Annotated in this window: 13 protein-coding genes; 8 read left to right on the top strand and 5 right to left on the bottom strand. The window is 68.4% G+C overall.

Features of this window, described 5'->3' with window-relative positions; all coding sequences use genetic code 11:
* The first annotated feature begins 5 nt into the window (after positions 1-5).
* The 6 genes from NXI30_12915 (at position 6) to NXI30_12940 (ending at position 6,756) form a co-directional block, all read left to right on the top strand.
* Positions 6-926 (top strand): TIGR03564 family F420-dependent LLM class oxidoreductase, encoded by a 921-nt coding sequence (locus NXI30_12915; GenBank protein MCR9095113.1) that lies wholly within the window; start codon positions 6-8, stop codon positions 924-926.
* Between the two features lie 147 nt (positions 927-1,073).
* The gene (locus tag NXI30_12920) at positions 1,074-1,745 is read left to right on the top strand and encodes a TetR/AcrR family transcriptional regulator (GenBank protein ID MCR9095114.1); all 672 of its coding nucleotides are present in this window, start codon (positions 1,074-1,076) and stop codon (positions 1,743-1,745) included.
* On the top strand, positions 1,742-2,992 hold the full coding sequence (locus tag NXI30_12925) for a cytochrome P450 (protein ID MCR9095115.1): 1,251 nt from the start codon (positions 1,742-1,744) through the stop codon (positions 2,990-2,992). The genes NXI30_12920 and NXI30_12925 overlap by 4 nt, the downstream gene beginning before the upstream one ends.
* 23 nt (positions 2,993-3,015) lie before the next feature.
* A complete protein-coding gene (locus NXI30_12930; protein MCR9095116.1) occupies positions 3,016-3,846 on the top strand; it encodes a TauD/TfdA family dioxygenase in 831 nt (276 codons plus the stop codon).
* A gap of 33 nt (positions 3,847-3,879) precedes the next feature.
* Complete coding sequence (locus NXI30_12935; GenBank protein ID MCR9095117.1) at positions 3,880-5,985, top strand: PQQ-dependent dehydrogenase, methanol/ethanol family; 2,106 nt, start codon at positions 3,880-3,882, stop codon at positions 5,983-5,985.
* Positions 5,986-6,222: 237 nt separating this feature from the next.
* Positions 6,223-6,756, top strand: a complete 534-nt coding sequence (locus NXI30_12940) for a hypothetical protein (GenBank protein ID MCR9095118.1) — start codon at positions 6,223-6,225, stop codon at positions 6,754-6,756.
* Between the two features lie 55 nt (positions 6,757-6,811).
* Here NXI30_12940 and NXI30_12945 read toward each other — a convergent pair whose 3' ends face one another.
* The 4 genes from NXI30_12945 to NXI30_12960 form a co-directional block, all read right to left on the bottom strand.
* Complete coding sequence (locus NXI30_12945; GenBank protein ID MCR9095119.1) at positions 6,812-7,231, bottom strand: VOC family protein; 420 nt, start codon at positions 7,229-7,231, stop codon at positions 6,812-6,814.
* A complete protein-coding gene (locus tag NXI30_12950; GenBank protein ID MCR9095120.1) occupies positions 7,228-8,445 on the bottom strand; it encodes an amidohydrolase in 1,218 nt (405 codons plus the stop codon). The genes NXI30_12945 and NXI30_12950 overlap by 4 nt, the downstream gene beginning before the upstream one ends.
* A gap of 393 nt (positions 8,446-8,838) precedes the next feature.
* Complete coding sequence (locus tag NXI30_12955; GenBank protein MCR9095121.1) at positions 8,839-9,702, bottom strand: SDR family NAD(P)-dependent oxidoreductase; 864 nt, start codon at positions 9,700-9,702, stop codon at positions 8,839-8,841.
* Between the two features lie 230 nt (positions 9,703-9,932).
* Complete coding sequence (locus NXI30_12960; protein MCR9095122.1) at positions 9,933-10,814, bottom strand: LLM class F420-dependent oxidoreductase; 882 nt, start codon at positions 10,812-10,814, stop codon at positions 9,933-9,935.
* 167 nt (positions 10,815-10,981) lie between these two features.
* Here NXI30_12960 and NXI30_12965 point away from each other — a divergent pair, with 167 nt between their 5' ends.
* Positions 10,982-11,929 (top strand): cyclase family protein, encoded by a 948-nt coding sequence (locus NXI30_12965; GenBank protein MCR9095123.1) that lies wholly within the window; start codon positions 10,982-10,984, stop codon positions 11,927-11,929.
* Positions 11,930-12,121: 192 nt separating this feature from the next.
* A complete protein-coding gene (locus NXI30_12970) occupies positions 12,122-13,336 on the top strand; it encodes a PEP-CTERM sorting domain-containing protein (GenBank protein MCR9095124.1) in 1,215 nt (404 codons plus the stop codon).
* 50 nt (positions 13,337-13,386) lie between these two features.
* Here NXI30_12970 and NXI30_12975 read toward each other — a convergent pair whose 3' ends face one another.
* Positions 13,387-15,468 (bottom strand): hypothetical protein, encoded by a 2,082-nt coding sequence (locus tag NXI30_12975; GenBank protein MCR9095125.1) that lies wholly within the window; start codon positions 15,466-15,468, stop codon positions 13,387-13,389.
* Positions 15,469-15,601: the final 133 nt, after the last annotated feature.

Below are 15,601 nucleotides of genomic sequence, written 5' to 3' on the forward strand. Positions count from 1 at the left end.
ACGCGATGCGCGTCGGCCTCTTCATCGCGAGCCGAGGCGGGGTGTCGCTCGATCGACTGCTCGAGCACTTCGTTCGCGCCGAGGACGAAGGTTTCGACACGGCCTGGGCCGGCCACACCTTCGACTGGGACGCGCTCACGATCCTCTCGCTCGCCGGTCGCTCGACCCGACGGATCGAGCTCGGCAGCTGGGTCGTCCCGACGCCGCCGCGCCATCCCTTCGCCCTCGCCCAGCAGGCGCTCACGACCCAGCAGGCGGCCCAAGGCCGCCTCGCCCTGGGAATCGGCGTCAGTCATTCGGCGGTGATCGAGAAGCGCTTCGGGCTCGATGCGCAGCGACCGGCGCGGCACATGCGCGAGGTGCTCGCGGTCCTGCCGTCGTTGCTGTCGGGGGAGGAAGCGCGCTTCGAGGGCGAGGCGCTCCGGATCCGCGCGCGACTGGACATCCAGGAAGCCGAGGCACCGCCGATCCTCTGCGCCGCGCTCGGCCCCCGAATGCTCGAGCTCGCCGGTGAGCGAGCCGATGGTGTCGCCCTCTGGCTGGGCGGAGAGCGGTTCCTGCGCGACTTCGCCCTGGCACGGATCGACGCAGGCGCAGCCGCCGCCGGACGCGCTCGTCCGCGGATCGTGGTCGGCCTCCCGGTCTGCGTCTCGACCTCCCCTTCCGCCCGCGACGCCGCGGAGCGCTACGTCGGTCCGAGCGCGCGGTTGCCGGCCTATCGACGCGTGCTCGAACGCGAAGGACGCGGGGCCGCCGCCGAGGCCGCCCTGATCGGAGACGAGGATGCCGTCGTCCGACGCCTGGAGAACCTCGCGGCGCTCGGGGTGACCGACTTCAATGCGATCCCCTTCGGTGTGCCGGACGACTCCGACGCCCTGCGGCGCACGCGACACGTGCTCGCGACCTTCCGAAGAGCGCGGACGTAGAAGCGCCCTCCCTTGCTGCGGATGCGGCGGCCGTTGAATCCCCCCCGGGGCTATCCGTACGCCCGCTCTGCGCTCCCGGGAATCGAAGTTGGAACCAATGGAACGTTTACTGTTAGAATCGTAACGACCCATCGAGGAGACCCACCCGTGCCCACCCGATCGATCGAGCCCACGCGCCGGCGCGATGCCAAGGGGGCGACCCGCTCGAGCGCAGCGAACGGCTCGGCGCGCCGCCGTATCCTCGCCGCCGCGATCCAGGTCTTCGGGACCTACGGCTTCAGCAAGTCGACGGTGCAGGAGATCGCTGCGGCGGCCCACGTCTCGAAGCCCCTCTTCTATCGCCAGTTCGAGAACAAGCAGGACGTCTTCGAGGCAGTGATCGAGCAGGTGTTCGACGACTGGCACGAGGCGATGACGGCGCGTGTGGCGCGCATCTCCGGGAGCACGTCGGAGGCGCTCCGCGCCCTCTTCATCGGCGTCCTCGAATACGCGCAGGCGCGCCCGCTCCTCAATCATCTGCTGGCGCGCGATTCGCAGCTCCTGCTGTCGACCCAGAGCGACGTCTGGGATCGGGCCTGCGATGCCTTGCGCGACCTGATCACGCAGATCCTCCGGCGCGGCGTCGCCCGCGGCGAAGTGCGCTCGGACGTCGACGTCGAGCACATGTCCGATCTCCTCACCGAGATCAACTTCGTCTACGTCAATCGCCAGCTCCACACGGGCATGGCGATCGGGGACGCGCTCGCCGCGGACGTATCGCGCTGCCTCTTCGGCGCGGTCTCCGCACATGCGCCGGACGATCGGGAGGCGTCGCGATGAGCTTCGATTCGGGAACGCCTCTGGCGGGCGAGGAGCTGATCGACCCCGATCGCTACGCGCGCGACGGTTACCCCTTCGACACCTGGGACCGGCTGCGCCGCGAAGCGCCGGTCCTCCGCTACGAGGGACCCGACTACCCGTTCTGGGCGCTCACCCGCCACCAGGACATCGTCGAGACCTCCCGCCAGCCCGAGATCTTCTCGAACCAGCCCCGCTTCCAGATCATGATCGGCGCCGACTACGGAAGCGACGACGAGCGCGAACCCGAGACGATGGTCCACATGGACCCGCCGCAGCACCGGCAGTTCCGCGACCTGTTGGCCCGCCGGTTCACGCCTCGCGAGATGCGGAAGATCGAGCACCAGATGTCCGAACTCGCGGCGGAGATCGTCGATGGCGTCGCCGAAACCGGTCTCGAGGGCGAATGCGACTTCGTCGAGAAGATCGCAGCGCCGCTCCCGCTGGCGGCGATCGCCTGGCTGATCGACCTGCCCCGCGCGGACTGGATGGATCTCTACCACTGGTCGAACGCCGTGGTCGGCGCGACCGACCCCGACTACCAGAGGCCCGGCGAGACGGCCCACGAAACGCGCATGCGCGCGAGCGCCGACATCTACGGCTACTTCCACGCGCTGATCGAGGACCGCGCCAAGCGGAACGGGACCGACCTGGTGAGCCTCCTCAGCCGCTCGGAGATCGACGGCCAGCCGCTCACGCCCCACCAGCTCGTCTCCTACTGCCTCTTCCTGATCGCCGGAGGAACGGAGACGACGCGCAACGCGCTGAGCGGCGGCATGCACGGCTTCTTCGAGCATCCCGACGAATGGCAGAAGCTGGTCGACGACCCGTCGAAGGCCCAACGCGCAACGGAAGAGATCCTTCGTTGGTCCACCCCCGTCGTCCAGATGGCACGAACCCCGATTCGCGACGTCGAAATCGGCGGCCAGAAGATCCGCGCGGGCGAGACGATCGCGATGTTCTACGGATCCGGAAACCGCGACGAGACGGTCTTCGAGGATCCCTATCGCTTCGACATCGACCGTCACCCCAATCCGCACCTCGCGCTGGGCGTGGGTGAGCACTACTGCATGGGGGCGAACCTCGCGCGTCTCGAGCTCCGCGTGATGCTCCGACAGCTCGCGTCCCGATTCCGTGAGCTCCGGCCGGCCGGCCCGGTCGAGCGGCTGCGCTCGAGCAGCACGGGCGGGGTCAAGTCGATGCCGATCCACTACCGCCTCGACGGCTGATCGTCGTCGGAGAAGGAGAAGACATGAGCGACATCGAAATCCGACCGATGGGACCCGTGATCGGTGCCGAGATCCACGGCGTCGACCTGGGCGGCGATCTCTCGAAGAAGATCCTCGACCAGGTCGAGAAGGCCCTGGTCGACCACCTGGTCCTCGCGTTCAAGGGACAGGACATCACGCCCGATCAGCACCTCGACTTCGGCCGTCACTTCGGCGAGGTCTATTGCCCGCCGATGTCCGCGTTTCCGCCCGAGCATCCCGAAATCATGTTGCTCGACACGACCACGCCCAAGGGCGCGGGGGCTGACAACTGGCACTACGACGCGACCTTCATGCCCGAGCCCCCGATGGCTTCGGTCCTGCGTCCCGTCCTGCTGCCGGCGGGCGGCGGGGGCGACACCTGCTTTGCGAACATGTACGAAGCCTTCGAGGCGCTCTCCGAGCCGATGCGGGAGATGCTCGATGGGAGGAACGCGGTGCACGACCTGAGCGGGCAGCTCCGGATCTCCGTCGATCGCGGCATCAGCCCGGACGGATTCGAGGAGCTCACGCGGAAATGGCCGCCGATGGAGCATCCGGTCGTGCGCACCCACCCCGTGACGGGACGCAAGGCGCTCTTCCTCAACAAGGTGACCGGCAGCCGGATCGTCGGACTCTCGGATCGGGAGAACGACCTGCTCGTCCCCTTCCTGCTCGACCATGTCCGGGATCCGGCCTTCCAGTGCCGCATGCGGTGGACATCGGACACGATCCTCATGTGGGACAACCGCTGTACCCAACACTGCGGCGTCCCGGACTTCACCGACCGCCGAATCATGCATCGCGTGACGATCGCGGGCGATCGGCCTCGCTGAACCCCGACGGCCCTCGAGGAGATTTCCGAAGACATGCCGATCCGTCACGCCTTCGCGCTCGCCCTGTTCACCCTCTCGGGCCTCGCCTGCTCGAGCGACGAGGACACGCTGCGAGGCGGCGAGGAGGCAGCACGACCCGCGCGTGCCGTGACCCTCGAGCGGCTCGTGAGCGCCGACGCCGAGCCGCAGAACTGGATCACCCACGGCGGAGACTACGCCGAACAGCGCTTCAGCCAGCTCGACCAGATCGACACGACGAACGTCGAAGCGCTCGGTCTCGCGTGGACCTTCGACCTCCAGACCGATCGAGGCGTCGAAGCGACCCCGCTCGTCGACGACGGGGTGATGTACGTGAGCGCCCCGTTCAGCCTCGTCCATGCCCTCGACGCGGTCACGGGCGAGAAGCGCTGGACCTTCGACCCTGAGATGGACAGGGAGTGGGTCCGGAACGTGTGCTGTGGCTTCGTCAATCGCGGCGTCGCCCTCTACGGCGACAAGGTCTACGTCGGAACGCTCGACGGACGCCTGATCGCCATCGACCGGGAGACGGGGGAATCGGTCTGGGACGTGAACACGATCGAGGACGGCAAGCCGTATTCGATCACGGGGGCCCCGCGCGTCGTCGAGGGCAAGGTCGTGATCGGCAACTCCGGCGCCGACTTCGGCGTCCGAGGCTACGTCTCGGCCTACGAGGCCGAGACCGGTGCGCTCGCCTGGCGAACCTACACGGTTCCGGGAAACCCCGCGGACGGCTTCGAGTCGGAGGCGATGGCGCGCGCGGCGGCGACCTGGACGGGCGAGTGGTGGATCGCGGGCGGCGGGGGCACGCCCTGGGACGGAATGGCCTACGACCCGGAGCTCCGCCTGCTCTACGTGGGGACCGGCAACGGCTCCCCCTACGTCCGCTGGCTCAGGAGCCCGGAAGGCGGCGACAACCTCTACCTCTCGTCGATTCTCGCGCTCGATCCCGACACCGGCGAACAGGTCTGGTACTACCAGGAGACGCCCGCCGAGAGCTGGGACTACACCGCGACCGCGCCGATCATGTTGGTCGACCTCGAGATCGAGGGCCGACTCCGCAAGACGCTGCTCCACGCACCGAAGAACGGCTTCTTCTTCGTGCTCGACCGCACCGACGGCAGCTTCATCTCGGCCACACCCTTCACCACGGTGACCTGGGCGCTCGGCTACGACGAAAAGGGGCGTCCGATCGAGAACCCCGCGAAGGACTTTCGTGGGCGACCGCAGTTCATCCGACCCTCCCCCTACGGTGGGCACAGCTGGCAGCCCTGGAGCTACCACCCGGGGACGGGGCTGGTCTACTTCCCCAAGCGCGACATGGGTTCGATCTTCGCGGGCGTGACCGAGTGGGCCTACAAGCCGAAGACCTGGAACATGGGCTTCGACACGGCTTCCCTCGACTCCTTCAGCGAGAGCGATGGAGGCCCGATGACCGCCTCGCTGATCGCGTGGGATCCCGTCGCGCAGAAGGAGGTCTGGAGCGTCCCCCACGTCACCGGGTTCAACGGTGGCACCCTCGCCACTGCGGGGGGGCTCGTCTTCCAGGGCAGCTCGGACGGTCGCTTCGTCGCGTATCGTGCGACCGACGGAGAGAAGCTCTGGGAATCCCCGGCGAGCACGGGCGTGATCGCGGGCCCCGTGACCTACGAAGTCGATGGCGAGCAGTACGTCGCCGTGACCGCCGGCTGGGGCGCTTCATTCGCGTGGTCGGGCGGGCAGCTCGCACTGGCCGCCGGGGTGCGGGGCGGCGGCCGGGTCCTGACCTTCAAGCTGGGCGCCACGGGCGTCGTTCCGACGGGCAAGCCCCCGCTCGGCCCCGTGCCGCCTCCCACCTTCCGGGTCGAATCGACGGAGGCCGAACGGGCGGAAGGCAAAGAGCTCTTCCACTTCTACTGCTCCGTCTGCCATGGCCCGATGGCCGTCGCCGGGGGATCGGTCCCCGACCTCCGCCACCTCCCGGAATCCAAGCACGCCCTCTTCGAGGACATCGTCCTCGGTGGGCTCCTCCAACGGGGCGGCATGCCGGCCTTCCCCGATCAGCTCGACTCCGACCAGGTTCGCGTCGTCCAGGCCTGGATCCTCGAGCAGGCGCGACTGGCCTCGAGCCCGACCGACTGAGCGCGCTCGTGCTTCGCCCCGCTCGGAGACGCGTGCACCCCGGCGCCCCATCGCCTGAATCCCTCGGCCGTGGAGGCAGGAGAGAATCCGCTCACGTGCGGAGCGCCCCGCGCCGACCGACAGGGTCGAACCCGGCAGCTTGAATTTCCCGAGCGTGAGCGCGAGGCTCGTCGACGAGGCCACGCACCCAGACCACGGACCCACACCACGGACCCACACCACGGACAAGGAGAAGCCATGCCTTTTCTTCGAGGATCGACCCGCGGCGCACCGACGCTCATCGTCCCCTTCGCCTTTCTGGCGATCGTCGCGTGCGCGCGACTGGGCCCCGCCGAAGAACCCGAGCCCCCCGCCCCTCATCCGCGACTCGGCAAGTGGCGACTCAATCTCGAGGAGTCGATCCCGCCCCAGGGCGCGACGTTCCGTCCCTACGTCGTCGAAGTGCTGCGCGCCGACGACGTCCTCGAGTTCGAGTACACCGCCACCGGCCCCGACGGTCGCCGACACAGCTTCGGATCGAGCAGCATCGCCGACGGTGTCGTCCGCGACCTGCCGGGCTCGGGCGACACGGCGGGACTTCGTGGCGCGATGATCCGGCTACCGAACGGGTCCTACGAAGCGAGGCTGTGGGCGCCGGACGGCTCCTACGAGAACAAGTTCTGCCAGGTGATGAAGGGCTTCGAGAAGCAGGTATGCCTCGCGACGGTGACCCACGCAGACGGGCACGTGACGTTCTTCAAGCAGGTGCTGGATCGCGTGAAGGACGAATAGCTCCTCTTGGGACGCCCCGGGCGCCGGGCGCGCCGGGGAATCCGGCGCGCTCCGGTCACTCCTTGGGCGCCATCGAGCCGCTCACCTCGGCGGCTTCGCCGAAGGTCTCGAGGATCTCGACCAGGTAGCCGTCGGGGTCCAGCACGAAGGCGGCGATCACCGGCCACTCCTCGAGCTGCACCGGCTCCGTGTGCGACTCGGCACCCCAGTCGATGCAGCGCTGGTAGAGGCCCTTGCAGTCGTCGGTCTGCAGATAGAGCTTCCAGAAGGCGTTGCCGTGCTCGATCGGTCCCTGCTGGTTTCGCTGCCAGGCCAGCTGGATGCGGTTGCCGCTCTCGCCCTGGAGGATCACCTCGCGGAAGTCCTTCTCCTCGACGCGATGGGTGACCTTCAGGCCGATCGCGTTCTCGTAGAAGTCGACGCTCTTGGCGAGATCGCTGACGTTGATGCAGTACTGGTCGACACTGACCTTCATTTCACAGGCTCCTTGAAAATGTTCTTGTCGGGTCCGATCCGCGCCGCGAGCGGCGCGAGCTTCTCTTCGTCGAGACCGTAGAACCGAACGGCGTTCATGCCGAGCATGTCCGAGAGCTCCTCCTCGGGGATGCCGTGAAGGGCCTCCAGCTGATGCTCGCGCGTCACCGGCCAGCTTCCTTCCGGATGCGGATAGTCGCTCCCCCACATCATGTTGCGGACGCCGATCGCGTGGCGCATCTCCGCTTCGCGGCGGGACATGCACGAAGCCCCGATCATGATGTTCTTCTTGAACGTCTCGACGGGCGATTCGGCCAGGTGACCACGAAAGTCGCCCAGCTTCTGGGACTCCCGCGATTCACGGTAGTGGAATTCCAGGCGGTCGAGGTAGTCGGGAACCCATGCGGACGTGCCCTCGGTGATCGCGACCTTGAGCCGGGGGAAGCGCGTGAAGACGCCGCCCCAGAGCATCCAGCTGAGCGGCCGCGTCATCCAGAAATGCACCTCCATCAGGTAGGCCCCGACGGCCCCGTCCGGAATCTGCTGCCCTTCGGCCGGCGGAAGCTGCCCGAAGAACTGTTCCATCGGTGCCGGGCCCGAGTGGAAATGCACCGGCATCTCGAGCTCTTCGCAGACCGCCCAGAACGGGTCGTAGATCGGGAAGTGGTAGGCGGGAAAGGGATCGACCATCGGCGGGAGCAATACGCCCTGGAGGCCGTTCTTCTTCGCCTCCCGGGTCTTCGCGATGGCGAGATCGATGTCCCAGTAGACGGGGATGCAGGCGAGTCCGATCCGGCGCTCGGGCGCGGTCTGGCAGAACTCGCTCAGGAACCGGTTGTGCGCATCGCAGCCGGCCCACATGAGTTCGCCGTTCGATCCGTCGGGGCGCATCGTGAAGCCCGCACCGAAGGGCGGCGCGTTCATCTCCGTGACGCCGTCCGGGAAGAGCACCTCGGCGACGATGCCGTCGTTGTCGAGCATCTTGTCGCGGGCCTCGGGATCCCAGGCGCCCTGGAGCTCTTCCTCGTTGCCGCGACGCCAGTCCTCGTTGATCTCGGTGATCAGGAAGTAGTCGCTCATGCGCTGGGTCGCCTCGATCTGGACGGGCAGCGCTGCGTCGAAGGCCTCGCGGTACTTGGGATCGACGTAGGGCCGATAGTCGGCTGCGTGCAGTCCGGCGTGGCCGTCGGACGAAACGACGAGGTAGCGGTCCATCAGGATCTCCTTGCTCCGGCGCTGGGCTCTCTCCGGCCGGTCGTCTGGCGGGGATCGGCATTCTCGAGACTCGGGCCTTGCGGTCGACCCGCCCCACGGCCCGGGCCGCGAATCGGCGCGACCGTCGAGCGGCTCGGCCATCTCGATGCTCCGGCCCGGAACGGGCGGACGCGAGGACCGAAATCCCCATGGGGCCTGCGGTCGAGCGCCGATCGCCCATCACGTATCGCCGAGTCGAAAGTACCGCTGGCAGCGAGGCGCCAACTGGCACTTGTATGCCAATTCAGCGCAGAGAAGTCAAGCCTCCTCGCGCGGCCGCGGCCGGCGTCGGTACGGGAGATCCGGCTCCGCGGACGCGTGACCGTGCGCCCGAATGCGCCGTGGAACGGCTCGCTAACGCAGCCGCTTCTTCTGCCCCGCGCGCGCGCCCTCCCCGTTCATGAACCAGCCGAAGAAGCGCGAGGGCATGATCACGGAGAGCCGGCCGCCGACCAGCCGGATCAGATCCATGGACTTCAGCGCATAGATGTTGATGAAGAACCAGGTGTCGGGCACCAGGATGAGCTTCCCGCGGTCGAGCTGCCGGAGGGCCTGCGAAACGATCGCCGCCGGATCCATCGACGCGCCGAGCAGCTTGATGAACCGACGGCGAGCCGCCGTGATCTTGGCGTCGTAGCTCTCCGAGCCCTGGATCCCGCTCACGTGGACGGAAGCGACCCGAACGTCCGATTCGCGATACTCGAGCCACAGGCTCTCGCAGAAGATCCGCAGACCCGCCTTGGTCGCCTGGAAGACCGCGTCGAACTCCAGCGGCGAGAAGCAGTTCACCTCGTTCAGCATCACGATCGCGCCACGCCGTCGCTCGACCATCGGGGCCCCGTAGAAGTGCGTGAGCTTCACCGGCATCCCGAGGTTCATGTCGACCATGGCGCTCTTGTCCGGCAACGACATGAGGTCGAAGTGCCCGACGCGATGGAGATTCGCGTTGAGGACCAGGAACCCGACCTCGAGGTCGGCCGTCGCGTCGCGCAGCCGGTCGATCCCCGTCTCTTCCCCCAGATCGACCGCGATCGTCCGCGTCTCGACACCGGACGTCTCGCTGATCTCGGCCGCGAGGGCGTCGAGGCGCTCCTTCCCTCGAGCGACCAACGCGACGTTCATGCCCTTCTCGCCGAGCTGCCGAGCGAACTGCTCGCCGACCGTTGCGGTCGCACCCACGACGAGCGCCCAGGGGCCGTAGAGATCGCGGTAGCTCACGATCGCGACACGCCCGGCCGGCTCTCGTCGAGCTCCGTCCCCGCCTGCGGCCGATCCCCGAGCGCGATCCGCCGACGCTTCAAGATCCACATTCCTGCCTGCACGTGCTGGCTCCGTAGCCCCCGGTCGTCGGGAAACGGCCCGATGTTATGAGACCCGCGGGCGAGAGGAAGGTCGACCACCCTACCCGAGCTCGACGGGAGTCCAGAGCCGGGCCCCGTCGATCGGCCTCAAAGCGACTCCGCCGCGGTCACGAATTCCTCGCCGAGGTCGGCGACGAGGCCGTAGAGATCCTCCTCGGTCGTCAGCACGACGCCGTCCCTCATGGGCGGCAGGACGACCTGATCGATCCCGGCATCCCGGTAACGGGCGAGATCGTCCGGATCGAGCGCGAAGTTCACGGCCATCAGGATCGACCGGAAGCCCTCCATGTCGAGCCCCGCCTCCGCGCGCAGGGCGCGCAGCTGCCGCAGATGCTCGGCCGCCTCTTCCGGCGTGAGGTTGATCGCCACCCAACCGTCTCCCAACCGGGCCGCCCGTCGAATCGCCGGCTTCGAGACGCCACCGACCAGAATCGGCGGATGGGGCTTCTGTACGGGGTGCGGTTCCTGAACACAGGGCGGGAGTTCGTAGTAGCGGCCGGAGAACGTTGCGACGCGATCCGTCCAGAGCCGCCGCAGGATCTCGATGTACTCGTCGCAGCGCGCGCCGCGCTCCTCGAACCGGGCGTCGACCGCCTCCATCTCCTCACGCAGCCAGCCGACGCCGATCCCGAGGTCGAGCCGCCCCCCCGAGAGCACGTCCAGGGTCGAAGCCTCCTTCGCCGCGTAGACGGGATTCCGCTGGGGGAGAAGGAAGACGCCGGTGCCGAGTCGGATCTTCGTCGTCTTCGCCGCGACGAAGGTGAGCAGATTGAGCGGCTCCATCATCCCGGTCTCCGTGGACATCGGAGGCCGCCCGGTCGTCGCGTAGGGATAGGTCGGCGCGTACTCCTCGAAGAAGACGACGTGCTCCGGCGCCCAGAGCGCAGCGAACCCGGCCGCCTCCGCCGTCTGCACGGTTCGCTCCACGAGCTGGGGCGCCCCGCCCGTGCACATCAATCCGATCTCCATCGCCGACTCCCTCGATGACCTCACTGTGGAGACTCGCAGAACCGCCGCCGCGGCGACAGCCGATCGGGGAGCGGATCGCCCGGCGGCGGGAGGGGGCGCTTCCGACGGACCGCGCCGCTCCCTATATTCGTCGGCGTCCGCGGCGACGCGAAGGAGGGCAGGCACGTATGGGACGCAACGACCGCACCCCCCCGACGCCCGAGGAGTACGCGCGCTATCCGGAGCGTTTCTCGAACCGCGGGCGATGGGGCGACGACGACGAGCTCGGCACGCTCAATCACATCGACGCCGACGCGCGCCGTCACGCGGCGACGCTGGTGGTCTCGGGCGAGACCGTCTCCCTCGCGCGCCCGATCGACACCCAGCCCGGCCCCGGCAACCCCTTCCCCGCCCATCACGTCGCGAGCGTCGGGACCTCGACCGGCCTCGCGGACTACATCGGCCTCTTCTTCCACGGGTTCGCGCACACGCACATCGATGCGCTCTCCCATATTCCGGACGCCGAGGGGCACTTCTACAACGGCCCGCCGGTCGGCGTGCAGCTCCCCGGCATGGCGATGCCTCAGGGCGCGACCCTCGGCATCCAGCGGATGGCCGACGGAATCGTTTCGCGCGGCGTGCTCTACGACATCCCTCGCCTTCGCGGAACCGGCTTCGTGGAGGCGAACGAACCGGTGCAGGCCTGGGAGCTCGACGACGCCGCGCGCGCCCAGGGCATCACCCCTCGCGCCGGGGACGTCGTGTGCATCCGGTCCGGTCGCGACGAATGGGCCGCAGCGCACCCCGATGCGGACGGCTGGAGCGTTCCGGCCGGCGTGCACGCTTCCGTGTGCGAGTTCCTGTACGAGACCGACGCCGCCCTTCTGTGTTGGGACATGCTCGACGCACCGACGGCGGACCAGGGCCTGCCGAATCCGATCGACATCGACACCCCCGTCCACCTCCACTGCGTCACGATTCCCCACATGGGCATGCCCCTCCTCGACAACGCGGACTTCCGCCGCCTCGCGGACGCCTGCGAGCGCCACCAGCGCTGGGAGTTCCTGTTCAGCGCGGCGCCCCTCGTGATCGACGGCGGCACGGGATCCCCGATCAACCCGATCGCCTGCTTCTAGCTCCTCGCCCGTCGCACCTCGGCGCGCTCGACCGGGATCCCGCGCCCGGCGCGGACGATCGGAAAATTCTGCGTCCGCCCCTCGTGAATGGGGTGTTCCTTCTATTCAACGCAACCCGCACGCAACCGACACGCAACTCGAGACCGCGAACGCGCCGGGATGAGCCCGCGCCGGCGGTGCTACGAGGTTCGCATGCGGTTCCCGGCTTCCTCCTGGGCTGGCCTGATTCTCTCGACCCTGGCGGCCTCCGTGGCCGGCGCGACCGGCGCCTCGATCGAATTCTTCGAAGCGACCCCGGTCGCGCTCTCGGGTAGCGGGCGCCAGGTCCTGCTCGCGGGGGTCTACACCGATCCGACGGCGACGCCGTCCCTGTTCCGCAACCAGGTTGCGGGACTCTGGGATCTCGACGAACGCTCCTATGAACGCATCGATGCGGGGGAGTTCGGCTTCGGAACGGCTTGGGCGGATCTCTCGACCGACGGCACGACGATCGTCGGTACAGCGGGTTCCAGGGCCCCGGGAGGCGAGATCGGGGGACCCTTCCGCTGGCGGAAGGGGTCCGGATTCGAACAACTCGAGACCACTGAGACCGACCCACTCCGGTTCAACCCCTACTCCACCCTGGGCACGTCGGGCAACGGCGACCTCGTGATCGGCTCGTTCGGCCCCGGCTTGCGCTTCGGGGACCCCACGGAAGGCGTTTTTTGGGACGCGAGTGGGGATCTCGTCGAGGCCCCCTCGGAACCCGAAGGCGTCGTGTCGTTCTTCGAGCACATCTCGGACGACGGCCTGACCCTCGCCGGAATCCGACAGGAAGTCCTCGGTGACCGCGTGCGTTCGACCGCGATCCGCTGGACCGAGGAAGCCGGACCGATCGAGCTCGTGCCCGCGGCGCTTCTGGCGTCGACCAGCCGGACCACGGCTCTCTCGGGAGACGGCGGCGTCGCCTTCGGCACCTATCGCCTCGACTCGCCGGAATTTCCCCGCGCGTTCGTCGTCGATTCGAAGCACGGCTTCCTCGACCTCGGGAACCTCCTCCCGGATGCGCTCACCGGCTCGCTCCTGGCTTCGAGCCAGGACGGTCGCGTCGCCGTCGGCGACGCCTCCCTCTTCGGGAGAGCGGAGGGTTCGTTCGTCACGCCGACCGAAGCGATTCTCTGGGAAAGCGGCAAAGGCGCGCGCCGTCTCGCCGAGATCCTCGAAGAACTCGGCGTGGACCTGCGCGGCGCGAGACTGCAATCCGCGATCGACGTCTCCGCCGATGGCACCCGCGTCCTGGGCCGAACCTCGGAGGGCTACGCGTTCGTCGCCGTCATCCCCGAACCGTCGACCGCGATCCTGATGGGACTCGGTCTGCTCGGCCTCGCCGCCGGCTCGACACGATCTCGGCGCCCGCTGCGGCGCTAGCGACAGGTCGACCGCGCCCCGACGAGTGGCCCCGACCAGCCCGCCGCGGCTCAGGGTCGCTCGATCGCGCCGACGTCCCCCATCGCGGCGACCGGGCGGGGTCGACCGAGCTGGTCGGTGTCGGCGAGTCCGACGTCGTAGGCGTGCCGGGTCCAGAGGCTCGTCACGATGTCCGGGTTCTCCGCGAGCGGCCCGGAGGAAAAGAGCGCCGCCCAGGCGGCATCGCCGAGGGACTCGGATCCCATGCCGGGGATCCCCTCTGCGTGGAGCGCCGCGTCGAGGCGGTGCCAGAAATGGATGTAGGGATGGTTGGACAGCTCACGCGGCCAGGTCACCGCCGGACCGAACCAGAGCGTGTCCTCGAGCGTGAGGATCGGTGCACCCAGCAGATCCGTGTAGGGCTGGTTCCCCGGCGTCGTGTCGTCGAGATCGACGCCCGCCAGGAAGGCCTCGAAGTCCGCGGTGAAGGTCGCGGCGAAGGCCGGCAGGGCGTAGTGGCTCTCGATTCGATCGAGCACGATCGCCAGGAAGTCGTCGACCCCGCCTGCTCCCACGGCGTACTCGCCCATCAGCTCGAGGACGGGATAGACGGCATCCGGGATCTGGTCGAGCGCGCGGTCCCAGGGCTCGTAGTGCAGGACCGCGAGCTGTCCGGCGTCGCTCCCGATCGATTGGATGTGGCTCGATCGTGTGATGCCGCTCGTGCGCTCGACGACCTCGTCGATGGTCAGGGCCTCGAGGTCGCCCGTCTGCGGGAAGTGCCGGCGGGAGAGGGAGCGCCAGGTGGGTTGCCCGATGGGCACGAGGATCTGGCTGAAGTCGAGGACGCCGAGCCGGTTGTAGCCGAGGCTGCGGAAGTAGAAGCTCGATCCGGTGAAGACGTCGTGGTCGTAGGTCGTACCGCCGATCTCGTGGACGGTGTTTCCAGCGATGATCGAGTGGCCGATCACCATGTCCTCGACCGCGTGGGCGTTGCCGATCGTCGCGGCGACCCCGCCGGCGAGGTTCGGCTTGTCGAGATCGTCGGTCCGCGGCACACCGTGGACCTCGTTCTCGACGATCGTCACCGACTCGAGCTGGACGTAGCCGTTCGAGAGGTAGAGGCCGCCGCCACGCCAGTAGCCCGTCGCCAACACGAAGGGCGGCAGTCCGGGCGCGGGCTCGACGAGGTTCGTGGCGACGGTGCTGTTGCGGACGACGAGACGTTTTCGGTTTCCGATCCCGCCACCGTCGCTGTAGACGCCGCCGCCGTAGGTGAAGAGTCCCTGGATCCGATTGCCGGAGACCGACGAGTCCTCGATCGTCGAGGTCGTGAGCGTGTCGATCGCACCGCCGACGGAGAAGACGCCGCCCCCCGCCGCTCCGCCGCCCAGCACGGAGTTGCCCGCGACGACGCAGCGCTCCATCCAGACGAGATTCGCGTAGACGCCCCCGCCGAACGCGCCGCGGTCGCGGGACGGATCGAAGTCGCCCTCGACGTGATTGTCGAAGATCTCGCAGTCCTCGAGTCGCGCCAGCCCCCAGACGGCGATCCCGCCGCCACGGGCGAGGGTCCAGGGCTGGTCGTCGGGATCCGGCGTCGAGATGTCCTCGGCGAGGTTCACACCGCCGGTGATCCGAACGTTGCGCAGGGTGAGGTCGCCCAGGACCGCGAGCACCCGCGCGGGATCCGTCCGCCCTCCCGTCCATGCGATCGTCAGTCCGGACGGCAGGGCCGACGCGTCGATCACGACGTTCTTCCGGGCGTAGAGGGCCGAGCGTCCGTAGTCGCGATCGAAGTAGCCGACCAGGTAGGACACCGGACCGCTCGGCGTGTCGTCGATCCCCATGACCTCGCCCTTGAGGATCGTGTGCGCCTCGCCGAGCTCCGTGAGCGCGATCGTCGCGCCATCGAGGCTCGAGTCGAACTCGATCGGCTGGTTCGAAACCGCCATCTCGAGGGCCTCGCGCAGGGTCGTTCCGACGGCCGCGGCGGCCGAGCCGTCTCCCGTGCTGTCGACCACGATCGGATCAGGGGCGCCGCCCCCTCCTCCGGACTCGAGACAGCCGGTGCCGAGCGCGACCATCAAGGCCGCAGCGAACAGGACGCGCGCGGGCGTGATCTCGCCAGTCTGTGGATCCGAGCCAGGCATGGGACGCGCTCTTCCTCTCCTCTTCAGTATGGGGCTTTTCGGGAGCGATCGCGGAGACCGGGCGCGAATCCGGTTCATCCGGGTGGGGCACCCCGCCGGGAAGCGCTGGAATCGGCCCCGACGGGATGGACGC

This window comes from bacterium, assembly GCA_024742285.1.
GTDB lineage: Bacteria > Myxococcota_A > UBA9160 > UBA9160 > UBA4427 > UBA4427.